Source organism: Brevibacillus sp. NL20B1 (assembly GCF_018195675.1).
In the GTDB taxonomy this organism is placed as follows: domain Bacteria; phylum Bacillota; class Bacilli; order Brevibacillales; family Brevibacillaceae; genus Brevibacillus; species Brevibacillus aydinogluensis.
The window spans coordinates 1-23,359 of record NZ_JAGTPT010000008.1; the positions used below are offsets into that span (position 1 = coordinate 1).

Here is a 23,359-nt window from a genome sequence, read left to right on the forward strand (position 1 = left end):
TAAAGTGGCCCAAAGCCACTTTACTTTGCATACTCGACTGCCCGTGTTTCGCGGATGACGGTCACCTTGATGTGACCCGGGTAGTCAAGTTCATTTTCGATTCGTTTGGTAATGTCGCGTGCCAGGCGCGCCGCTTCCGCATCGTCAATCTTCTCAGGCTGCACCATTACGCGGATTTCGCGGCCGGCCTGAATTGCGTACGATTTTTCCACGCCGTCGAACGACTCGGAGATCTCCTCCAGCTTTTCCAGCCGCTTGATGTACGTCTCCAGCGTTTCGCGGCGAGCTCCCGGCCGGGCGGCGGAAAGTGCGTCAGCCGCTCCCACCAGCATCGCAATGACGGATGTCGGCTCGGTATCCCCGTGATGGGACGCGATGCTGTTGATGACAACGGGATGCTCGTTGTATTTCTTCGCCAGTTCCACGCCGATCTCCACGTGGGAACCTTCCACTTCATGGTCGATAGCCTTGCCGATGTCGTGAAGCAGACCGGCCCGTTTTGCCAGTTTGACATCTTCGCGCAGTTCGGCTGCCATCAGTCCGGCCAGGTGGGCCACTTCCATCGAGTGCTTCAGCACGTTTTGCCCGTAGCTGGTCCGGTAGCGCAGACGGCCGAGAATCTTGATCAAATCCGGATGCAGGCCATGAACACCGGTTTCAAATGTCGCCTGCTCGCCGTATTCGCGGATGCGCTCATCCACTTCCCGACGCGCTTTTTCCACCATCTCCTCGATGCGGGCAGGGTGGATGCGTCCGTCGGCAACAAGCTTGTCCAGAGCAGTTTTGGCGATCTCCCGACGAATCGGATCGAAGCCGGACAGAATGACCGCTTCCGGCGTGTCATCGATAATCAAGTCAATGCCGGTCAGCGTTTCCAGCGCGCGGATGTTGCGGCCTTCGCGTCCGATAATGCGGCCCTTCATCTCATCGTTCGGCAGCGTTACCACGGAAACGGTGGTCTCCGCTACATGGTCTGCCGCACACCGCTGGATGGCGGTGGTGATGATCTCGCGTGCCCGCTTGTCCGCCTCTTCCTTGGCTTGTGTCTCAATCTCCTTGATCATGACCGCCATTTCATGGCGAACGGTGTTCTCCACATCGGTCAGGATAATGTTCTTGGCTTCTTCCTGAGTCAGTCCGGAGATGCGTTCCAGCTCGGCCACTTGTTCTTTATATAAGTGCTCTACCTTGCTTTGCAGTTCCGCGATGGTTCTGTCCCGCTCGGACAGTTCGCTCTCCTTGCGCTCCAGCTGTTCCATCTTGCGGTCCAACGCCTCTTCCTTCTGAAGGATGCGGCGTTCCTGGCGCTGTATTTCGTTGCGGCGTTCGCGCAGCTCGTTTTCGGCCTCGGAGCGCAGTTTGAATACCTCGTCCTTGGCTTCCAGCACCTTTTCCTTTTTGACGGCTTCGGCGTCCCGTTTGGCTTCTTCGACGATCTGCCGCGCCGCTTCCTCGGCGCTGGAGATCTTCGCCTCCGCAATGGATTTGCGCGTGAAGTAGCCGGCACCATAACCGACAATCAGCACGGCGAATAGCACGATCAGTACAATCGGATCCATAATGGCCATAGGCTCTTTTGTTTCACCTCCTTGTGGTAAGACATCTCCCCGCTTTCCACACATTCGTTTTCATGGCGTGTCGCTGTTGTTTCGCTCTGGTATTAGTTAAAAAACAAGACCGATTTTACTCGGTCCGCTGAATCCGCACTGGTATGTACGGGTGTTCAGTTGTGACACTGGCAACGAGCGATCAAATCAGCGAAATAGTATGATGCACCAAGTAAATACACATCTATTTTATTATTTGTGAACAAGAAATGTCAAGAACTGCAAGTGTGCCGCTCCTGCCTACGACTCCACGTCCTCGCGCAATTCGCGGCGAATCCTCTGCACGATTGAGCCGGCGAACCCCTTGCGCGCCAGCATGGCCAGCAGCTTTCGCTCTTCGTCCGGTTCCGGCGGCCCTTGCCGGTGCCGCCGCTTTTTTTCCACCAGCCTGCGGGCCGCTTCCAGCTCATCCTCGTAGGAAACGGCGCGCACGGCCGCCTCCGCCGTGTCGCTGTCAATCCCCCGCTGCTGCAGTTCCATCCGCATCATGTACGAGCTGCGCGGCTTGAGCCGCATCCGCTCGTCGACCCACTGCCGGGCAAACCGCTCATCGTCCAGATAGCCCTGCTCTTCCATGCGGCGGCAGATTTCATCCGCCACGTCCCCTTCATACCCTTTTTCCCGGAGATAGGAAGCGACTTGTTTTTTCGTCCGCGGGCGGATGCCCAGATAGCGGAGTGCCAACAGGTAGGCCTTGTGCTTTTCTTCCGCCTCAAGCACTTCCCGGCAAAACGCCTCGTCCAGCTCTGTTCCCTTTAACAGCTGATACTTGACGAGGATGTCTTCATGAACGGAAAAGACAATGTCATCGCCGATCTGAATGTGATAGCGATGCTGGTTTTTCGCGTCGCGGTGAACGGCGGTAATCCGGCCGCTTTTCATCGCGCCTCTCCCCCTTTACGGCAAACACCGCCCGGCTCGCAGCTCCTCACACCGGGCGGTTTGAACATGAAACAGCCTGTCAGGCCGACAGGCTGTCATGCGATTAGTCGAAATCAAATACCGGTTCCTCATCCTGCTCCGGATCGTTGATCGGCTCCATGCTCGGGATGGAGCTGGGATTGAGGCTGTAATACTCACGTACTTTGGCTTCGATTTGCGCCGCCACTTCCGGATTTTCCTTGAGGAAGAGCTTGGCGTTCTCCCGTCCTTGACCCAGACGCTCATCGTTGAAGGAGTACCATGCTCCGCTCTTTTGAACCACATCAATCTCCGCGCCGATGTCGAGAATGCTGCCCTCTTTGGAGATGCCTTCACCGTACATGATGTCCACTTCGGCAGTTTTGAACGGCGGCGCCACCTTGTTTTTCACGACCTTGATCTTGGTCTTGCTGCCGACCACGTCGTTGCCCACCTTGATCGCTTCCGCCTTGCGCACGTCCAAGCGAATGCTCGCGTAGAACTTGAGCGCGCGCCCACCCGGAGTCGTCTCCGGATTGCCGAACATGACGCCCACTTTCTCCCGGAGCTGGTTGATGAAGATGGCGATGGTTTTCGATTTGTTGATGGCACCGGACAGCTTGCGCAGCGCCTGCGACATGAGGCGGGCCTGCAGCCCCACGTGGGAGTCTCCCATTTCGCCTTCAATCTCTGCTTTTGGCACGAGCGCGGCAACCGAGTCTACGACGATGATGTCAACGGCACCGGAACGCACCAGCGCCTCGGCGATTTCCAGCGCCTGCTCCCCTGTGTCAGGCTGGGAGAGCAGCAGTTCGTCAATGTTTACTCCCAATTTTGCCGCGTAGACCGGGTCCAGTGCGTGCTCTGCGTCGATAAACGCAGCTTGTCCGCCCTGGCGCTGCACTTCGGCGATGGCGTGAAGGGCAACCGTCGTTTTACCGGAGGATTCCGGTCCGTAAATTTCGATGATCCGTCCACGCGGGAATCCGCCCACACCCAGGGCGATGTCGAGGGCAAGCGCACCGCTGGAGACCGTGGAAACCTGAACGTTGGCCATGTCCCCCAGCTTCATGATGGACCCTTTCCCGAACTGTTTTTCTATTTGACGCAATGCGTTTTCCAAAGCAGCGCGACGATCTGACAAATGGTACACTCCCTTTCAACTCGTAACTGATTTGCTTGTCTTCATCATACATCGAGACAGAAGCGTTTGCCAAGTATTTTTTGCGAACAAATATTCGCATTGCAAAAAGAGGCCGTCCGTCCCGAAAACGGAACGTGACGGCCTGTGTCTGCGTGCTGTCGGTATCAGGAACGCTTGGCGCGCGGTTTTGCCGGCTCCAGATTGATCCGTCTGCCGTTGATGCGCGTTTGACGCAGCGATTCGTAGACGAACGGGGCTACGTCTTCGGGAACTTCCACGAAGGTGAAGTTCTCGAAGATGTCGATGCGGCCAACCGCCTTTCCGGGGATTCCGACGGACTCGGAAATCTCCCGCACCAAATCCTGCGGGCGTACGTTGACATTGCGGCCCACGTTGAGGAAGAAACGCACCATTCCCTTGGCGGCACCCGTCTCCCCGAAGTTGTAGGCGTCGGTATCGTCCGTCTCGCCGATCTCGGTATGGAACGCGAGGTGCAGCGCTGCAGCGGCGATTTTTTCAGCCGGGTACTGAGCGATGAGCGAGTTGGCCACCTTCAGGTACATGTCGGCCACTCCATCGCTCTCCAGCAGGTTGACCAGTTGTTCCCGCAGCTGTTCCTGCTTGCGTTCCGCCACTTCCTCCAGGGACGGCACGTTGCGGCAGATCAGTTGGGCTTTGGTCTGTTTCTGGATGAACATCATCTGGCGCATCTCGCGCGGCGTCACCAGCGTCATGGCAATGCCTTTGCGGCCGGCGCGGCCCGTACGGCCGATCCGGTGCACGTAGCTTTCCGAATCCTGCGGAATGTCGTAGTTGATGACGTGGGAGACGTTGCCGACGTCAATGCCGCGCGCCGCCACGTCGGTCGCGATCAACAGTTCGATGGAACCCTCGCGGAACGCATTCATCACCTTGTCGCGCTGAGCCTGGGACAGGTCGCCGTGCAGACCGTCGGCCAGGTAGCCGCGCGCCTGCAGCACTTCGGTCAGCTCGTCCACGCCCCGCTTAGTGCGGCAGAAGATGATTCCCAGCTCGACGTCTTCGCTGTCCAGAATGCGGCAGAGGCTTTCCACCTTGTTCCGTTCAAATACCTTGTAGTACACCTGCTCGATCAGTGGAGCGGTCACTTCTTCGCGGCTGACGGCGATCGTCTGCGGCTGTTTCATGTAGCGGGTCGCCAGGCGTTTGATTTCCGGCGGCATGGTCGCGGAGAACAGCAGGGTCTGACGGTCTTCCGGGAGGTGGTTGATAATGGTTTCAATGTCGTCGATGAATCCCATGTCCAGCATTTCATCCGCTTCGTCCAGGACCAGTGTGTGTACGTGATCCAGCTTCAGCGTTTTGCGGCGCAGGTGGTCAAGCACGCGGCCGGGGGTCCCCACCACGACCTGGACACCCTGGCGGAGCGCACGGATTTGGTGGCCGATGGACTGTCCGCCGTAGATCGGCAGTGTCCGCACCTTTTTGTATTTGGAGATGCGCAAAAGCTCGCCTGCCACTTGGATGGCCAGTTCGCGGGTGGGCGTGAGCACAATCGCCTGCACGCGGTTGCCCGGCGTCACTTTTTCAATCAGCGGAATCCCGAACGCGGCGGTTTTACCCGTACCTGTTTGCGCCTGACCGATCAGGTCGCCGCCCTCCAGTACTTTCGGGATGCAGGCAGCCTGGATCGGGCTGGGCTCTTCAAAGCCCATGTCGTAAATGGCTTGCAGAATGGATTTATGTAAAGGAAAATCAGAAAAAATCGTCATGTGTTGTCACCTTTCTTTTAGTCGTTGCAACGCGTAAAACAACGCAAATTTCGCTGCCCGGCCGACGATGGCCTGGCGCCGCCCGGCCAGGCGAAGCTCCTTGACCAGCGTGGGCAGTCCTTCCACGGCAACGCCAACGTAGACCAGTCCCACCGGTTTGCCTTCCGCAGGGTCTGGGCCGGCCACCCCCGTCACGGAGATGCCGACGTCCGCGCCGAGCGTCGCCCTGATATTTTCGGCGAGCAACCGGGCCGTCTGCTCGCTGATGGCCCCTGCCTCTGCCAGGACTTCTTCCGGCACGTTGAGCATCTGCCGCTTCGCCTCGTTGGTATAGCACACCACGCCTCCGCGCATGACGGCAGAGCTGCCGGGTACGGACGTAATGAGGGATGCGACCGTTCCCCCGGTACAACTTTCCGCACAGGCGATCGTCGCCCCCCTGCGATTCAGTTCGTCCACCAGCACCTCGTGCAGTGACGTTTCTCCTGTCGCGTAGATGTACTCGCCCAACCGCTCACGTATTTCCCGCTCTACAGGTTGAATCAGCCGCTCCGCATCGTCTACGTTCGCCGCCCTGGCCGTAATCCGCAGCGTCACTTCAAACTCTTTGGCATACGGGGCTATGGTCGGGTTGTCCTGCTGTTCAATCAGGTCGATCAACCGTTCTTCCAGCGCCGATTCGCCGATGCCGTAGAAGCGCAGCACGCGCGAATGAAACACTTGCTGTTCCGGCTTTAAGCCGATCAGATACGGCATCACGTATTTCTCTACCATCGGATACAGTTCACTGGGCGGCCCCGGCAGCAGTACAAACGTGCGTCCGTCGCGCTGCGCTGCCATGCCCGGTGCCATGCCGTGATCGTTCGGGAAGACGTGGCTGCCCGCCAGCACCAGTGCCTGCTTGCGGTTGTTTTCCGTCATCGTAATGCCACGCTGGCGGAAAAACGCCTCGATCCGCGCCATCGCCGTCTGATCAATGGTCAACCCGACGCCCAGGTGCTCCGCCACCGTCTCCTTGGTCAAGTCATCCTGGGTCGGTCCCAGTCCGCCGGTGAACACGATCAGCTCGGACCGGGCCGCGGCCTGACGAATCACGCTAGCCAGCCGTTCGGCGTTATCCCCCACCACTGTGTGGAAATAGACGCCGATACCAATCTCGGCGAGCTTTTGGGAGAGATACTGGGCGTTCGTATTGGCGATCTGCCCAAGCAACAGTTCCGTTCCAACCGCGATTATCTCCGCTCTCATGCCCCTCATCCACTCTCTTTGGAATAAAGTAACGCTGCCGGCAAAGCCCATCCGGCGAAGCCTTTCCTTACGCATCGTCAGGCCGCCTCGGACGTTTCCTGTCTGACGCGGAAGAAAAGAAGACCAATACCCGTTTTTCACGAGTATTGGATGACATTGCGATTTTTGACAAAGTAGTCATACCCGGAGTACAGGGTAATCACCACCATTGCCCATATCGCTGCTTCATCAAAGGGAATGCCGAAAATCTCAAACGGAAAATTGTTTACCATCACCGCCGTAATGGCCACGATCTGCACCCATGTTTTTAGTTTGCCCAATGCGCTGGCGGCAATTACCTGTCCTTCCGCCGCTGCGACCAGTCTTAGACCGGTCACGGCAAACTCACGGCTGATGATGACGATGGCAATCCACGCTTCCAACCGATGCATTTCCACCAGCGAAATCAACGCAGCGGAAATCAGCAGCTTGTCAGCCAACGGATCAAGGAATTTCCCCAAGTTGGTCACGATTTTGCGCTTGCGGGCGATATAGCCGTCCAGTCCGTCCGTACTGGCTGCCAGGATGAACACCAATGCCGCAATCAGTTCGTTGTACGTCATCGACACGGTGCCGATGGTAAACGTCCCGATGTTGTATCGCACCAGCAGAAAAAACATGACTACCGGCACCAGGAAGATCCTGGCGAGGGTGATGCGGTTGGCGAGATTCACCTAGACTACCTCCCCGGCCAAGTCGTATTCGTAGGAGTGCGTAATCTTCACCTTTACGATTTTGCCCAGTTCGCCCTTGTATCCCGTGACGAACACCTCGCCGTCAATCTCTGGAGCATCGTACTGGGTGCGGCCGACGTAAATGTCATTGTGCCCTTCGTACCGCTCAATGAGCACATCCAGTACCTTTCCGACAAAGCGGCCGTTTTGCTCGGCAGCCACTTCCCGCTGAATCTCCATCAGGATGTTGGCCCGTTTTTCCTTGGTCTCCTCATCGACGTGGTCCGGCAGTCGGCTTGCCGGCGTATCGTCTTCATTTGAATAGGTGAAGACGCCCAGCCGGTCAAACTTCACTTCCTTCACAAATTCACACAGCCGCTGGAAGTCCTCTTCCGTCTCACCGGGGAAGCCGACGATCAGGGACGTGCGCAGGGCGACGTCCGGTACGCGGGCGCGAATCTTCGCCACCAGTTCGCGAACATCCCGCTGGCGGCCGGGGCGGCGCATCTTTTTCAGGATATGATCCTCGGAGTGCTGCAGCGGCATATCGATGTATTTGCACACTTTGGGGTTGGTTGCAAACACCTCGATCAGCTCGTCGGTAAAGAAGCCGGGGTACGCATAGTGCAGTCTGATCCACTGAATCCCATCCACTTCGGCCAATCGGTTCAGCAATTCGGGCAGCATGTGCTTGCCGTCGTAAATGTCCGTGCCGTAGTTGGTGGAATCCTGCGCGATCAGGCTGATCTCCACAATCCCCTGTTCGGCGAGATGCTTTGCCTCCTCCACGATCGATTCGATGGTCCGGCTGCGAAATCCTCCGCGCATCAGCGGAATGCTGCAGAACGTACAGGCGTTGTCGCAGCCTTCCGCAATCTTGATGTAGGAGGAATAAGTGCCCGCCTTCACTTTCCGTTTGACCACTTCCTCGTACGTGAAAACGGGATTGCCGACATAGACGGGCCGCTTGCCCGCGAGCGATTCAGCAATAATGTCCGTAATCGACATAAAATCGCCTGTTCCGACAATGCCGTCCACTTCCGGGATCTCCTGTAGAATTTCCTCTTTGTACCGTTGCGTGAGACAGCCTGCCACGACAAGCGATTTCAACTTGCCGGATTCCTTCAGCTCCGCCATGTCAAGAATCTTGTTGACCGATTCTTCCTTGGCGGCGTCGATGAATCCGCAGGTATTGACGATGACGACCGTTGCTTCTTCGGGGTTATCAACCAATTCGTACCCTTTTTCATCTATCAGATGGGCCATCATGTCCGAATCGACAAGATTCTTTTCACAGCCCAGCGTAACGATCGCTACTTTTTCACGTGAGCCTACCTTCTCTGTCATTTGTTTTCCTCCAATTGGTCACACCTGCCCAGATTACACCTATTCAGTATAATATAAGCCCCAACAGAGTGTCAAAAGTGAAGAAAGTACGAAAGGCAAGCGAGATGCTTGCCTCAGGCTGAAGACAATGTGCATCGCATGGCGGGATGGGCCAAGCGAGCTCCTTTGACGACCAACTCAGCGGAAAAACGAAAGACGCGGGGATACACAGGGGACACAAGTCTCACTTCATCGAAACACCCAGATGTTTGTCCCCTGCCCGCGTCTCGTTTTGGAGCGGACTTCATCCGCTTCTGTGCTGGGCGTCAAGCGAGCGAGCGGGCCCGATCTCCATGCGCCTCGGACTTTGTCTACACGCTTTGGCAAGCATGACGCTTGCCTATTGCGTAGGGGATTGTGCCATCGTAACGACGACGTTGGACGGCATGTATTTCATGTTGGATGTGTCTACATGCGCGCCGTTGACCGTCAACTCTACAGCCATCGGCTTGCCCAGACGGATGTATGCCGTCTTGCCCAGTTCGACGACGACTTCCTCGTCTTTCTTCAACGTGCCCTCTTTGACGTACTTCTTGCCCTTCGCCTCGGACACCCCGTACCAGCATTTGTCGTCGACAACTTTCAGTTTGACCGTGATCTTGTCGCCGCCGCTCAGCGTGTAATTGTACAGGGCCCCCTGCTGCGACTCGAATGTGATCGTCGCCTGCTGCTCGCTGCTCGGAACTTCCGGGTTGACCGCGGTCGAGCCGGGGTCTGGTTCCGTATCGGTGGACGGAGGGATAGGCGTTTGACTCTGCGGTGAAGGAGTTGGCGTCGCGTTTCCGCCCTGGCCCGGTTTCACGATTTCCGCGCCCGGCGACAGGTTCCCCCCCGGCAGCGCCGGCTGGATGTTCATTCCGCTGTTGACGACAGCGATGTAGATCACCCCGATGATCAGCGCAATAAACAGCACCAGCAGCGTCTTGGTCAACCATCTTCCGGCCTGCAGCGGGTTGTTGGCGGCCACCACCCGGCGACGGCGCAGCCGTTCCACTTGTTCCTGCGGAGGTTGGGCAGGCAGGTCTGCCTGGAAGTGACTCATGATGTGGTTCGGATCAAGACCGACGGCTTCCGCGTAGCTCTTGACGAAAGCCCGTGCGTAAAAGTGGCCAGGGAGTACGTGAAAATGGCCCCTTTCTATGGCTTCCAAATATCGCCGTTGGATCTTGGTGATCCGTTGAATGTCGTCGAGCGTGATCCCTTTTTCTTCGCGGGCCCTTTGTAGTACTTGACCTAGCTCAGACACAGCTTACCCTCCTTAATTCATGTCGAAATGGTCGAAGCCGCGGTTGTTGATCAACTCGTATGTAATCTCTTCGTCCGGATGCTGACGCAGCTCGATGATGTAGTGAAAATCTGACAGTTCATACTCCGACTCGCGGACAAAAATATCGGGGTGTTCAATGATCTTGGCCGCCGGGAAGTTCATGATTTCCCTCAGCAGTGCGTGATGTTTCTCCGTAGAGCGCAGCGTCGACACAATTCCATCTATTAAATATACATGATCAGTCGACATCTCATCAACGGCAAGGGAACTGCGCACGGTCTGCCGCAGCAGCGTCGAAGAGATGAACGTCCAGCGCTTGTTGGCCGAGACGCTGGCCGCGATCATCGACTCGGTTTTGCCGACGCGCGGCATGCCGCGAATGCCGATCAGCTGGTGGCCCTCCCGCTTCAAAATCTCCGCCATGAAGTCGACCAGCAGCCCCAGCTCGTCGCGCACAAAGCGGAAAGTTTTTTTATCCTCGCTATCGCGCTCGATGTAACGACCGTGGCGAACAGCCAGTCTGTCCAGCATCGTCGGCGGACGCAGCCTCGTTATGGTTATTTTGTCCATTTTTTGCACAACGTTGCGCAGCACCTCTATTTTTTCGTCATCATCCGTCAATAGCAGCATGCCGCGTCGCATATTGTCGACACCGTTGATCGTCACGATGTTGATGTTGAGCATACCCAGGATGGAGGCGACATCCCCCAGCAGACCGGGCCGGTTTTTGGAGATTTCGTATTCCATGTACCATTCTTTTTTCGCTTCCATGCCCTATCCCTCTCCGACAGCCAATTTTCTCTTCGTATGTAGTATATCACGTTCCATACAATCGACAATCAGTATTCAGACAGAAAAGAAAAATCCCCGTAAAAAGGGGATTTTCAAGCAAGTTACCTGTTTTGATTGGCGTCGTTCTCCACCAGCTTGACCATCATGGAAGCGAGCGCGCGCTGCTGCTGTTCGTCGCCGGCGTCCCACAGCTGTTTCAGCAGGCGTTCCTGATCGTTTTTCGGATCCACCTGATCAGCCAGGTAATGGCCAATCTGGTACGCCACATTTTCAATCGTGTCAGATTCCATGCCTGCCTGTTTGGCCTGCTCTACTCGCTCGCCGAGAAATTGCTTCCAGTCGCGGAAATTGTCGAGAACCGACATGTACTATTCCCTCCTTACTGTCGTTACGGACTAGGTTTGTGCCCGTATATTGGTAGAATGCCTTCATCAAGAGGGAATTATGCATGCCGGCTCAGGCGTACCAGCCACCGTTGGGGCTGATGATCTGACCGGTCAGGTAGCTCGCCTCTGCCGTCAGCAAAAAGCGAACGACCGCAGCCACCTCCGCCGGCGTGCCAAGTCGGCCGGCAGGGATCTCGGCCGCGATCATCTCCCGTTCTTCGGGAGAAAACCGCTCCATCATGCCGCCTTGGATCGCTCCCGGTGCCACTGCGTTTACGGTGATCCCGTTGGGGGCAAGCTCTTTGGCCAGCGCTTTGGTAAAGGCGTTGACAGCCCCTTTGGTGAGCGAGTAAAGCACTTCGCAGGAGCCGCCCGTCAGGCCCCAGACGGAGGAGATGTTGACGATCCGGCCGTACCGCTCCAAGAGCATCGCGCCCAACGCCGCCTGTGTCACAAAATAGGCGGAGCGGACGTTGAGCGCCACCAGTTCGTCAAACGTTTCCGGCGACACATCGGTAAAAAGGCCGACGTGATCCGCTGACGCGTTGTTGACGAGCAGCAGCGGAGCGACGGGCATGGCCTGAAACATGGCGGTGATTTGCTTCACATCGCGCAAGTCGGCCTGCAGGGCATACGCAGGGACGCCTAGCGCCCGGCATTCGCTCAGCACCGGCTCCAGTTTGTCGTAGGATTGATGGTAATGAAGGTACAGCGGGACGCCCGACGCGGCCAACGCCAGGCTGATGGCGCGGCCGATCTCGCCGGACGCCCCTGTCACCAACGCCCACGGCGTCTGTTGATTCATCTGTGTTCACTACTCCTGCGGCGAAGCGGAACGAACGATCGAGACAGACATTTGTTCCGGCAGGAAGTGCTCCCTCATGCGTTCTTCCACGTCTTCGCGGGTGATCGACTCCAGCATCGGCACCACGGAGAAAAGATCGTTGCCGTTGAATTTGTAGCTGGTGAACTGGTTGGCGATAAACTCCACGGAATTCAGCGAGCGCAAAAACTGGCCGATTTTTTTCCGCTTGGCGCGTTCAAAATCGTCCTCCGCGATGCCCGACTGCTTCAACGTCTCGATCCCCAGCTTGACTTCCTCGGCCAGGCGGTCGGGATCTGGGGTATCGGCGCCGATAATGGAGTAGCCGTAGTCCTGTTCACCGCTGTAGTCGACGTCGAAATTCTCCGTGATCAGCCCGCTGTCGTACCATTTCTGGTAGAGCGCGGAACTGGTGCCAAATGCGATGTCCAACAACAGTTTAGTGGCTAGCTCCCGTTTTAACAAGGCCTCTTGAGACAACCCGCATTGTTTTTCCTTAAAGCCGATCATGCATTTGGGAATCCCCACGGGCAGATGATGTTCGATGCGCTGTTTGGCCACCTCCGCCGGCTCTTCGGGAAAGATGCGTTCAATCTTCGGCGCCGGCGGGAACTGCTTGGCGGCCTGATTGTTCCGGATCAACTCCATCACTGCTTCTGGCGCAAACGATCCCACCACCAACAGCAGCATGTTGGCCGGGTGGTAAAACGTTTCGTAGCACTGGTACAGCATCTCCTTGGTGATCTTGGAGATGGAGTCAATCGTGCCGGCGATCTCGATGTTGATCGGATACCGCTGGTACATGGCTTTCAGCAGATTCATGTACACTTTCCAGTCCGGGTTGTCGTCGTACATGGTGATTTCCTGCCCGATGATGCCTTTTTCCTTTTCCACGCTGGCATCGGAAAAGTACGGCTCCTGCACGTAATCCAGCAGCAGGTTAAGGTTGGCCTCCAGCTTGTCAGTGCAGGAAAACAGATACGCCGTGCGGTTGAAGCTGGTGAACGCGTTGCAGGAGGCGCCGTTCTTGCTGAACTCGTGCATGACATCCCAGTCCTGCTTCTCAAACATTTTATGTTCCAGAAAATGAGCGATCCCGTCCGGCACGTGCACTTCCTCCCCGTTGCGGGTGCGAAAATGGCTGTCGATTGAGCCGTACCGCGTGGTAAAGACGGCGTATGTCTTGCTGAATCCCTGCTTGGGCACCAGGTATACCTGCAGGCCGTTCGGCAGTGTCTCGTGATAGACGGTCTCGTTCACCTGTTCAAAGACGGTGGTCTGCATGTTACACGTCCCCCTTTTTGTCCCGCAACAGATAGATGGTATCAATGGCGACGCGTTCTGCCACGCGCTTGATATCGTCCACTGTCACGCTGTTGATCTCGTTCAGCAGTTCCGTCAACTGCCGTTTCCGCCCGCTGAGCACGCCATTGTAGGCAAAGTCGATCATCATCCGGGCGCTGTCCAGCAGTTCACGGAACTGGTTGGTCAGCGTCGCTTTCGTCTGCTCCAGTTCTCCGGCGGTGATGCTTCCCTGTCGCATCAACTCCAACTGTTCCTTGATGATGTCGACCGCCCGCCGGTAATTGTTTACGTCGATGCCGGACATCATCATCAGGATGCCTTTGTGGCTCTCCAGCCGGGAGACGGCGTAGTAAGCCAGGCTCGCCTTTTCGCGGACATTGACAAACAGTTTGGAATGGGGAAAGCCGCCCAGCACGCCGTTGTAGACCAAAAGCGCCGGGTAATCGTCGTCCTTAAAGGAAATCTGCGTCCGGCAGCCGATGTTCAGCTTCGCCTGGGTGACATCGAGCCGCTCGATCACTTCCCGCTCCTGGGTTACTTGCTTGGTGACGTCAGTCGGCGGGAACGCTTTCACATCGGCCCGCTTCAGCGTCACATGAGTGCCGATTGCCCGCTCCACCTCCGCCTGCTGCACATCCCCGACCACGAAGATGTCGATCGGATTGCACGACGTGATCTCACGGAAATAGCGGTACAGCTCCGCCCCCGTAATGGACGGCAGGTCCTCGGTACGCCCCTGAACAAGCAGGGCGAACGGCTCCCCTTTGCACATCTCCGCCGTCACCCGCTGGTTGGCGTACTTCATCTTGTCGTCAATCAGGCTCTCGATCCGCTTGCGCAGTGACTCTTTTTCCTGAGCGACGTACTTTTCGGCAAACGCTTCCCCTTCCAGATAGGGACGGGTCAGCACGTCGCCGACGAAGTGAATCGCCTGGTCCAAAAGGGACGTTTCAGTTGACAGGTACTTCTCGTTGGGCACTTCCATGTAGATTTGGAGGATTTGTCGCTCCCCCTTTTTCACCACGTCCACGTCGAACGTGGCCCCGTAAAGAAAGTCCAGATGTTCACGAAGCTGCTTGGTCTCAGGAAAACGGGCGGTTGCCCGCTTCATTAGCATGGCCAGCAGCGCCGTCTTGGTCACGTCCGCTTCGGAGAGTTCCTGTTCAATCATCGTCACGATGGTCGTCGTCTTGAATTTGGCAGTCGGCAGGATATGTACGCGAATACCGTTGACTGAGGAGGTGTGAAACGCTATCTCATTCCGCTGCTCGCTCATATTCCAATCTCCCTTCTCGGTCGGCTTGATCGTTTCTATTGTAACCAATTGGCAGGCCGTTCAGCAAAACAGACGAGAAAAGGCGGGACCGTACCGTCGCCGCCTTTTCATCGTGGAAATGATCTCTGCTGTTACTGTATGCACCCCGGACGATACCTACCACTACCGAATGGATTTTTTCTTGTGTCGTTACAAATCGGTGTCATCCCACTCGCTGAGGTCGTCAGGGTCCCAATTTCTGTCGACAAACCGGCCGCAGTCTGGTTCCATGCATAGGATCCCATCCAGTTGGCTGTCATGAAACGGCAGACCGTGCGTGCCGCCGCAGTAGGGGCAGGTCCACATTAGACGTCCTCCTTTATGAAAAAGTGCTGTACTCGTCTAGTGTGCCCCGATTTCCCGCCGGATTACGCGCAACGCACCTGCTGGTGGTTTGTTTTCATAAAAAAAGCGCCCGGAAGTCCGGGCAATTTGAACGACCACCATTTGCAGAGAGCTGCGGATCGCTCTTCTCCTCCTGCATCGTTCGACGAGAACACGACTCGTGCAGGAAGAGTCCCAGATTCCAGACGCATGCTTGTGTATGCTTAGCGGGAGCCAGTCTCGTACGGCTTGCCCAGTGCAGCAGGTGCGTTCGAACGGCCGACGACGCCTGCCAGGACCAGGATGGTCAAAATGTACGGGAACATGTAGATGAATCCGGTCGGTACGTATTGCGTCAGTCCGAAAATCTGCACCAGCGATTTGATCGCCTGCGCAACCCCGAAGAACAGCGCCGCGCCCATCGCACCAGCTGGATGCCATTTCCCGAAAATCAACGCTGCCAGCGCGATAAATCCTTGGCCGGACACCGTGTTGTGGGAGAAGTTGCTGGTCGTGGTCAGGGCGATCGTCGCACCGCCCATCGCTGCCAGGGCGCCGCTGATCATGACCGCCGTGTAGCGCATGCGCTTGACATTGATGCCCACAGTGTCAGCGGCGCGCGGATGCTCACCGACCGCCCGCAGCCGCAGACCGAACGGCGTTTTAAACAGCACGTACCAGGAAAGTGCCACCAGTGCGAAGGCGATAAAGCTGGTCGGGTACCCTTCGAACAGTGCGTGTCCCACATACGGGATGTCGGCCAAGAGCGGAATCTGCCATTTGCTGAACACATGGGCGAGCGTCGTAGTCTGACCCGCACCGTTGAAGATGATCTTGGTCAGGTAGACGGACAACCCGGCGGCCAGGAAGTTCAACGCAACGCCGCTGACCACCTGGTCGGCCTTGAACGTGATTGAGGCGACCGCGTGCGGCAGGGCAAAAATCGCACCGGCCACAATCGCAGCGGCAAAACCTATCCACGGCGCGCCGCTGCCAAACGCGTCCTGCGCAAAGAAGGTGATCACGGCACCGGTAAACGCCCCGATGATCATCATCCCTTCCAGTGCGATGTTGACGACACCGGAACGCTCCGAGTACATGCCGCCCAGCGCGGCAAAAATCAAGGCAGTGGAAAACACGATGGTATCGTGAATCAGGTTGCTGAGAATCATGCCCCAATCCATCAGTTTCCACCCTCCTTTTTCTTCAGTATGGGCTTCAGGAATACTTTTACGATGCCGTGAGCAGCCACGAAGAAGATGACGGAGGCGATCACGACGCGAATCAGTTCGACCGGAACACCGGCGCCAAACTTCATGCCGGCCGCGCCGAACGTCAGGATGCCGAACAGAATCGCAGCCAGCACGACACCCAACGGGCTGTTGCCGCCGATCAGCGCAACGGCAATACCGTCAAAGCCGTACCCCGGCATGCCTGCCATGACAGACTGGTAGTGATGCACGCCCAGAATTTCGCACGCGCCGCCGATACCGGCGAACATCCCCCCGATAAACATGGCGTTGACCACGTTGCGGTTGACATTCATGCCGGCGTACTCGGAAGCGTGCGGGTTCAGACCGACTGCGCGCAGTTCGAACCCGGTCTTGGTCTTCCACAGGACGACGTAGAAAAAGACGGCGGCAAGCAAGGCCAACAGCGTCCCCCAGTGCAGCCGGGCACTGTCAAACATCTGCGACAGCCAGCCGATCGTAATGGAGGCAGAATCCTTGATCAGCTCGGAACGCTGCTGTCCCTCTGGCACATAAAAAGTGGTCAGGATGTAGTTGGCAAAGTAGAGGGCAATCCAGTTCAGCATGATGGTCGTAATGACCTCGTTTACACCCCGGGCAGCTTTCAGATAGCCGGCGATCGCTCCCCACAAACCCCCTGCCAGCGCCCCGGCCAGCACCGCGAGCGGCGCGTGAATGTACGCCGGGAGATCCAGGGAAACGCCTACAGCCGTAGAGGCGATCATCCCGATGATGAACTGCCCCTCCGCCCCGATGTTAAACAGCCCGGTGCGAAACGCAAACGCCACGGACAGGCCCGTAAAAATCAGCGGGGTGATCTGGCGAATCGTCTCACCGAAGTTGTACGCATTGCCGAATACCTTATCCACAAGGGACACGTACGCCTTGATCGGGTTGAATCCTCCCGCGAGCATGGCGACGGCTCCAGTCAATAATCCAAGAATGATAGCTGCTGCCGGGACGAGGAACGATTCCTTGGTAAAAACAGCAATCACTCTATTCATCGCTTCCTCCTCCTTGCATCCGTTTTCCGCCGGACATCATCAGGCCCAGTTCTTGTTCGGTCGTCGACTTGGCGTCAACAATGCCGACGATCTGTCCCTCGTAGATGACCGCAATCCGGTCAGAGACGTTGATGACCTCGTCCAGCTCGAGCGAGATCAACAGCACGGCTTTGCCCTTGTCGCGCTGCTCCACGAGCCGTTTGTGAATAAACTCGATCGCCCCTACGTCCAACCCGCGCGTCGGCTGTGCCGCAATCAACAGATCCGGGTCCTTGTCCACTTCACGGGCGATGATCGCCTTCTGCTGGTTACCGCCGGAAAGCGCTCTGGCCTTGGTGTGGATGCTCGGCGTGCGGACGTCGAACTCCTCGATCAGTTTGGATGCATGCTTGTCAATTGCTGCGTAGTCCAGGAAGCCGTTTTTGTTGAACCGCGGGTGGAAGTACGTCTCCAGCACCATGTTTTCGCTCATGGTAAAGTCGAGCACAAGCCCGCGCTTGTGGCGGTCCTCCGGAATGTGGGACAACCCTGCTTCCGAGATTTCACGCGGCAGCCGGTTGGTAATGTCCTGTCCCTTCAAGAGGACCCGTCCGCCGGAAGCCTTGCGCAATCCTGTCAGCACTTCAATCAGTTCGCTTTGACCGTTGCCGTCCACACCGGCGATGCCGAGGATTTCCCCTGCACGCACTTCAAACGAGATGCCGTTCAGCGCGTTGACACCGCGGTTGCCCATGGCGGTGATATTTTCGACCGAGAGGATGACCTCTTTTGGCTGCGGCGGCTTTTTGTCCACTTTGAACGTAACTTCGCGCCCCACCATTTTTGCAGCCAATTCGTCCGGGTTGGTATCCTTGACGGCGACCGAATCGATCACCTTGCCCCGGCGTATGATCGTGACCGCGTCGCAGACAGCCATGATCTCTTTCAGCTTGTGCGTGATTAGGATGATCGTCTTGCCCTCTTTTACCAGATTGTGCATGATCTCGATCAGTTCCTGAATCTCCTGCGGTGTCAGGACGGCGGTCGGCTCGTCAAAAATGAGGATGTCCGCGCCTCGGTAAAGCGTTTTCAAAATCTCTACCCGCTGCTGCATGCCTACGGAAATATCGGCAATTTTGGCAGTAGGATCCACTTTCAGCCCGTATTTGCGGGAAAGTTCTTCCACTTCCTTTTCCGCGCGACGAATATCTATCTTCAACCCGTTTTTCGGTTCGTTTCCTAACACGATGTTTTCCGTGACCGTAAATGTTTCGACAAGCATGAAATGTTGGTGCACCATGCCGATGCCCAGATCGTTCGCGACGTTGGGACTCGTGATGTTTACCGGTTTCCCATTGATGAGGATTTCCCCCTCATCCGGTTGATACAAACCAAACAAGATGTTCATTAATGTAGACTTCCCCGCGCCGTTCTCCCCCAGGAGGGCGTGGATTTCGCCTTTTTTCACGACCAGGTTGATGTTGTCGTTCGCCACGATGCCGGGAAAACGTTTGGTAATCCCGCGCATTTCAACAACTGTCTGTACCGAGTTCAACCATGTTCCCCCCGTTTTTGTGGGTCTTAGTGAAGGTAAAGAACAAGGCTAGTTGCTCGAACTAGCCTTGTCCGCATGCAGCCTGCTGTGGGTTACTGTTGAGGTGTTTCAGGAACCTTGATCTCGCCGTTTACAATTTTTTGCTTGTACTCTTCAACCTCTTTCAGCACGTCTTCCGGCACGTTCTTGCTGGAGGTGTCGGCTAGTCCTACACCGTTTTCTTTCAGACCGAGCCATACGATGCCGCCTTTGAAGTTGCCGTCGATGACGTCTTTGGAGACGCGGTACACGGCTTCGTCCACGCGCTTCACCATGGAGGTGAGGGTGATGTCGTCGCCGAAGGTCAGGGACTGGTCCTTGTCTACACCGATTACCCAAATCTGTTGACCTTTTGCCTTGCGGGCCTTGGCTTCGTTGAATACGCCGTCGCCGGTGGCGCCGGACGCGTGGAAGATGATGTCAACGCCCTGGTCGTACATTTGCGACGCGGTGGATTTGCCTTGGTCCGGTTTGTCGAACGCAGCGGTGTATACCTTCACGACTTGAATGCTCGGATCAACAGCTTTCACACCTGCTTCGAAGCCAGCTTCAAAGCGTTTGATAACCGGGATTTCCATACCGCCGACAAAGCCGACTTTTTTCGTTTTGCTCATTTTCGCGGCGACTACGCCAACCAGGAAGGACCCTTCATGCTCTTTGAACAGAACGGATTCCACGTTTGGCGCATCCACTTCGGCGTCGATGATCGCCAGTTTGGCATCCGGGTTTTCGGACGCCACTTTTTTCACGTGGTCGCCCATCAGGAAGCCGATGCCCCAGGTCAGATTCCATTGGTCCTTGACGAACTGGGTCAGGTTCGGGATGTAGTCGGCGTCACTGGTGGACTGGAGGTAGCTGACGTTTTCTTGCGGGAGGTTGAGGTCTTTTTGCAGTTTTTGCAGACCTTCCCACGCGCTTTGGTTGAAGGAGTTGTCGTTCACACCGCCCACGTCGGTCACCATGCCGATTCTCGCGTTCGGCGCAGCCGTTCCCCCTTGGTCGGCCGCTCCTTGCTGTCCTTCTGTTTTTCCGCCGCAGCCAGCCAGTACAAGCGACAGGCTGAGGGCTGCCACGGAGAAGACGGAAAGTACCTTTTTCATGCCGAAATACCCCCTAATATGAGATGGAATGAAATTGTTGTGCGAGGTTTCCCCCGCTTGTTACAACCGTCTGCGTACGACGTGAAAGTGAATCTTGTCCGCCCGGAAGTAATTGTGGGAGTATAGCACGGGCCGTTCACTCTCGTCGTAGTGAATCTGTTTCAGCAGGAGCAGCGTCGCGTTTTTGTCGCACTGCAGCAGATTGGAAACCTTTTCAGAGTAGCCCAGCGGTTCGATATGAGCCACTGCGTATGCAATGCGCAGTCCCGTCTTGCTCTCCAGCCAGTTGAAGATGGACTCGCCCTCTGCCGTGTACCCTTCAGGGACCAGGCGAGCTGGAATGCGGTCAAAGCAGTAGACGACCGGGTCGCCGTCCGCCGTGCGAATGCGCTCTACCATGAGCACGCCTTCACCTGGATTGAGGGACAGGTGTTTGCGCTCGTCCTCGCAAGGCTCACCGAACGCGGTGCCAATCAGGATTGTTCCCGCTTTGTACCCCTGCCGCTCAATTGCATCCGTCACACTAAAGAGTTCCCCAATTCCGCCTGTAAAAACAGGGCGGGAATTAATAAACGTACCGACCCCGTGACGACGGATGACAATTTTCTCTTCTTCGAGAAGGCGAAGCGCTTCCCGCAACGTCGCCCGACTCACACCCAACTGTTTTGACAGCTCGGCTTCGGAAGGGAGACGTTCGCCAGGTTTAAACACGCCGGAATCAATATCACTCTTGATCTTGTCCATGACCAAGAGGCTCAGCGACCGGAAATTCCCCTTGATGCTCATCCATACTCACTCCTGTTTCCCTTCAGCCATCCAACAGGTAGGACGTCAGACCTCTGATTCACATGCAACGATAACAACAATTTCCTAGAATCCCGTAAAAATTGTACCGTAGGGGCAGATATCATGCAAGCCAAATTTTCAGAAGTCGTTATACCATTTTTTGCGTTTTCAGTCGTCTGATGAGCAGTCGCTCATAGACTGCCCCATTCGGCCGATAAAAAACGCCCGGCTCAGGAGATGTTGCTCTCCTGTGCCGGACGCGGTATGCGCACTTCGCGGGGTTTGCTGCCCTCATACGGGCCGACAACCCCTTGTGCTTCCATCATGTCGATCAGCCGGGCTGCCCGCGTGTACCCGATGCGGAGCCTGCGCTGCAGCAGGGAGGCGGATGCGGTCTGCGCCTCGGCGACAATCTGCACCGCCTGATCGTACAATTCGTCGTCGACGACGGCCTGCTGCTCGTCCGCCACTTCGTCCGGAATCATCTCTTCCTGATAACGGACTTCCTGCTGTTCCTTGACAAAGCGGACGACGTCCTCCACTTCCTTGTCGGAGACGAACGCCCCCTGCACGCGAATCGGCTTGGAAGCCCCCATCGGCAGGTAGAGCATGTCCCCGCGGCCGAGCAGTTTTTCCGCCCCGCCCATGTCCAGAATGGTGCGGGAGTCGGCCATGGACGAAACACCAAAGGCAATCCGCGACGGGATGTTCGCCTTGATCACGCCGGTGATCACGTCCACAGACGGACGCTGCGTGGCGATAATCAGGTGAATGCCGGCTGCGCGAGCCATCTGGGCCAGGCGGCAGATGGCGTCTTCCACTTCACCTGGCGCCACCATCATCAGGTCAGCCAACTCGTCGACGATGACCACGATGTACGGCAACGGGCTTCCTTCCACCTGCTGGTTGTACATCTCGATGTTGCGGCTCCCCGTTTTGGCAAACAGGTTGTAGCGCCGCTCCATCTCCGCGACCACTTTTTTCAATGCAACGGACGCTCGGCGGGGGTCGGTCACCACCGGCGCGAGCAGATGGGGAATCCCGTTGTACACATTCAGCTCGACCATTTTCGGATCGACCATCATCAGCTTCACTTCATCCGGCTTCGCCCGGAACAGGATGCTCATGATCAATCCGTTGATGCAAACTGATTTGCCGCTGCCGGTCGCGCCAGCCACCAGCAGGTGAGGCATTTTGGCCAGGTCGGCCACGATCGGCTCGCCCGAGATGTCCCGGCCGAGCGCCACCGTCAGCTTGCCGGGCGCCTCCTGGTATTGCGGCGATTCCAGTACTTCGCGAAGCGACACGACCGCCACCTCGGCATTGGGCACCTCGATGCCGATCGCCGACTTTCCTGGAATCGGCGCCTCGATGCGAATATCCTTGGCCGCCAGCGCCAGCGCCAAATCATCTGTCAAGCTGACGATCCGACTCACTTTCACGCCGGTCGCGGGCTGCACTTCATAGCGGGTGACGGCCGGCCCCCGGTGCACTTCCGACACGATCGCGCTGACGCCGAAGCTTTTCAGCGTCTGCACCAGCTTGGCCGCGTTGGATGTATGGTCCACATCCTTGCCCGGCGTATAACCTTTGGGCCGGGCCAGCATCTGCAAGCTGGGAAGCACATAGGGGACAGCCGACTGCTCTTCTGTGTTCTCCAGTGTGCCAAAAATCTCTTCGTCGCCTTCCAGCGAAAAGGTAATCTCCCTCTCTGCCGGCGGTCGGACGGGCGCGGCCGCAGATTCGGGGGATTCCTGTTCGTGTTCGCTCGCCACCCGCTCGGTAAAGTCCCGAATCAACGGGGCGACAGGCAGTGCTTCCTCCTCGTCCACTGACGCTCCCGCCGTCCCAGGTGACTTGGCAGCCTCCGATGCAGGGGAGGCTGCTCCGTCCTGCCGGTCAGCGGTCCCTTCCTCATTGGCGCTTTGCTCTGCGCGGGCCTTCCGCTTTTCCTTCTCCTGCCTGCGCTTCTCGCTTTCTTCCTGCAACAGCTGTACGGAATCTTTCACCGAGTCCTTCAATTTTTCGTATAGCTGCAACGTTTTGTTGCGCATGAAAATTACGATGTCCACGTACGAAAGGTTAAACAAAAACATGGTGCCGGCCAGAAACAGCAGGGCGATGATCAGGCCGGTTCCGGCCAATCCCACCAGGCTGTTGCACAGGCCGAAGAAGAGCGCTCCAACCATGCCGCCGCCAACACCGGTAGTGGACACCTTCTGGCTGTGGTCCAGCCACAGCCGGTCCCACGTGACGCGGACGATGCTTTGTTCAGCGAATTTGCCGTCTGCCGTGACCTGCTTGTACAGCATCAGATGGTCCCACGTCAAAATCGCCAGGAAGATAAACAAAATGCCCAGCACCCGGTAGGTGAGCCGCGGCGGTTTGCGGGTAAACATCATGTGGATGGCCATTCCGATCATTAGCAGCGGGATGACAAAGTCCCACGAGCCTGCCACAAACCGAAACAAAAAGGCAAGCACATGTTTCCCCAGCGTGCCGCTCTCCAACAAGCCGATCAGGCTGAGCACAATCACCACCAGGCCCAACAGTTCCACTTTAACGACCGAGGCCCATGCCGCTTGTGACTGTCTTCTCTCTTTTCTACTCAATGGCACGCCTCCTTTGTCATGCATAAAAAGGCAGCCGTCTGCTGTTCGGCTGCTGTTCGTTCATGTCTAGTAT

Annotated in this window: 20 protein-coding genes; all 20 read right to left on the reverse strand. The window is 56.8% G+C overall.

What is annotated here, in order from left to right; genetic code table 11:
* Positions 1 to 20 precede the first annotated feature (20 nt).
* A complete protein-coding gene (rny, locus tag KDN35_RS07145; protein ID WP_171564752.1) occupies positions 21 to 1,559 on the reverse strand; it encodes a ribonuclease Y in 1,539 nt (512 codons plus the stop codon).
* Positions 1,560 to 1,847: 288 nt separating this feature from the next.
* Positions 1,848 to 2,489 (reverse strand): regulatory protein RecX, encoded by a 642-nt coding sequence (locus KDN35_RS07150; protein ID WP_212132442.1) that lies wholly within the window; start codon positions 2,487 to 2,489, stop codon positions 1,848 to 1,850.
* A 103-nt stretch (positions 2,490 to 2,592) separates the two neighbouring features.
* A complete protein-coding gene (gene recA, locus KDN35_RS07155) occupies positions 2,593 to 3,651 on the reverse strand; it encodes a recombinase RecA (RefSeq protein ID WP_171564713.1) in 1,059 nt (352 codons plus the stop codon).
* Positions 3,652 to 3,815: 164 nt separating this feature from the next.
* The gene (locus KDN35_RS07160; RefSeq protein ID WP_171564712.1) at positions 3,816 to 5,402 is read right to left on the reverse strand and encodes a DEAD/DEAH box helicase; all 1,587 of its coding nucleotides are present in this window, start codon (positions 5,400 to 5,402) and stop codon (positions 3,816 to 3,818) included.
* A gap of 6 nt (positions 5,403 to 5,408) precedes the next feature.
* Positions 5,409 to 6,650, reverse strand: coding sequence for a competence/damage-inducible protein A (locus tag KDN35_RS07165; protein ID WP_212132443.1), 1,242 nt, complete (start codon positions 6,648 to 6,650; stop codon positions 5,409 to 5,411).
* 137 nt (positions 6,651 to 6,787) lie between these two features.
* Positions 6,788 to 7,363 (reverse strand): CDP-diacylglycerol--glycerol-3-phosphate 3-phosphatidyltransferase, encoded by a 576-nt coding sequence (gene pgsA, locus KDN35_RS07170; protein WP_171564711.1) that lies wholly within the window; start codon positions 7,361 to 7,363, stop codon positions 6,788 to 6,790.
* Complete coding sequence (gene rimO / locus KDN35_RS07175) at positions 7,364 to 8,710, reverse strand: 30S ribosomal protein S12 methylthiotransferase RimO (protein WP_171564710.1); 1,347 nt, start codon at positions 8,708 to 8,710, stop codon at positions 7,364 to 7,366.
* Positions 8,711 to 9,089: 379 nt separating this feature from the next.
* Entirely contained in the window at positions 9,090 to 9,995 is a 906-nt protein-coding gene (locus KDN35_RS20190; RefSeq protein ID WP_212132444.1) for a helix-turn-helix domain-containing protein, read from the reverse strand.
* Between the two features lie 12 nt (positions 9,996 to 10,007).
* Entirely contained in the window at positions 10,008 to 10,787 is a 780-nt protein-coding gene (locus KDN35_RS07185; RefSeq protein WP_171564708.1) for a YmfK family protein, read from the reverse strand.
* A gap of 122 nt (positions 10,788 to 10,909) precedes the next feature.
* The gene (locus KDN35_RS07190; protein ID WP_171564707.1) at positions 10,910 to 11,173 is read right to left on the reverse strand and encodes a DUF3243 domain-containing protein; all 264 of its coding nucleotides are present in this window, start codon (positions 11,171 to 11,173) and stop codon (positions 10,910 to 10,912) included.
* A 91-nt stretch (positions 11,174 to 11,264) separates the two neighbouring features.
* Positions 11,265 to 11,999: an elongation factor P 5-aminopentanone reductase gene (ymfI, locus tag KDN35_RS07195; RefSeq protein WP_171564706.1), complete on the reverse strand. Its 735-nt coding sequence runs from the start codon at positions 11,997 to 11,999 to the stop codon at positions 11,265 to 11,267.
* 9 nt (positions 12,000 to 12,008) lie between these two features.
* Positions 12,009 to 13,301, reverse strand: coding sequence for an EF-P 5-aminopentanol modification-associated protein YfmH (gene yfmH / locus KDN35_RS07200; protein WP_212132445.1), 1,293 nt, complete (start codon positions 13,299 to 13,301; stop codon positions 12,009 to 12,011).
* A 1-nt stretch (position 13,302) separates the two neighbouring features.
* Complete coding sequence (gene yfmF / locus KDN35_RS07205) at positions 13,303 to 14,598, reverse strand: EF-P 5-aminopentanol modification-associated protein YfmF (RefSeq protein ID WP_212132446.1); 1,296 nt, start codon at positions 14,596 to 14,598, stop codon at positions 13,303 to 13,305.
* Positions 14,599 to 14,787: 189 nt separating this feature from the next.
* The gene (locus KDN35_RS07210) at positions 14,788 to 14,943 is read right to left on the reverse strand and encodes a hypothetical protein (RefSeq protein WP_171564703.1); all 156 of its coding nucleotides are present in this window, start codon (positions 14,941 to 14,943) and stop codon (positions 14,788 to 14,790) included.
* Between the two features lie 242 nt (positions 14,944 to 15,185).
* Positions 15,186 to 16,145 (reverse strand): ABC transporter permease, encoded by a 960-nt coding sequence (locus KDN35_RS07215; RefSeq protein ID WP_171564702.1) that lies wholly within the window; start codon positions 16,143 to 16,145, stop codon positions 15,186 to 15,188.
* Positions 16,145 to 17,215, reverse strand: coding sequence for an ABC transporter permease (locus tag KDN35_RS07220; RefSeq protein ID WP_171564701.1), 1,071 nt, complete (start codon positions 17,213 to 17,215; stop codon positions 16,145 to 16,147). The genes KDN35_RS07215 and KDN35_RS07220 overlap by 1 nt, the downstream gene beginning before the upstream one ends.
* Positions 17,208 to 18,722 carry an ABC transporter ATP-binding protein gene (locus KDN35_RS07225; RefSeq protein ID WP_212132486.1) on the reverse strand — a complete coding sequence of 505 codons (1,515 nt, stop codon included), beginning with the start codon at positions 18,720 to 18,722 and terminating at the stop codon, positions 17,208 to 17,210. Before KDN35_RS07225 ends, KDN35_RS07220 begins: the two co-directional genes overlap by 8 nt.
* A 119-nt stretch (positions 18,723 to 18,841) precedes the next feature.
* A complete protein-coding gene (locus tag KDN35_RS07230; RefSeq protein WP_212132447.1) occupies positions 18,842 to 19,888 on the reverse strand; it encodes a BMP family lipoprotein in 1,047 nt (348 codons plus the stop codon).
* A gap of 60 nt (positions 19,889 to 19,948) precedes the next feature.
* Positions 19,949 to 20,674 carry a GntR family transcriptional regulator gene (locus tag KDN35_RS07235; RefSeq protein ID WP_171564699.1) on the reverse strand — a complete coding sequence of 242 codons (726 nt, stop codon included), beginning with the start codon at positions 20,672 to 20,674 and terminating at the stop codon, positions 19,949 to 19,951.
* Between the two features lie 230 nt (positions 20,675 to 20,904).
* The gene (locus tag KDN35_RS07240; protein ID WP_212132448.1) at positions 20,905 to 23,286 is read right to left on the reverse strand and encodes a DNA translocase FtsK; all 2,382 of its coding nucleotides are present in this window, start codon (positions 23,284 to 23,286) and stop codon (positions 20,905 to 20,907) included.
* Positions 23,287 to 23,359 lie beyond the last annotated feature (73 nt).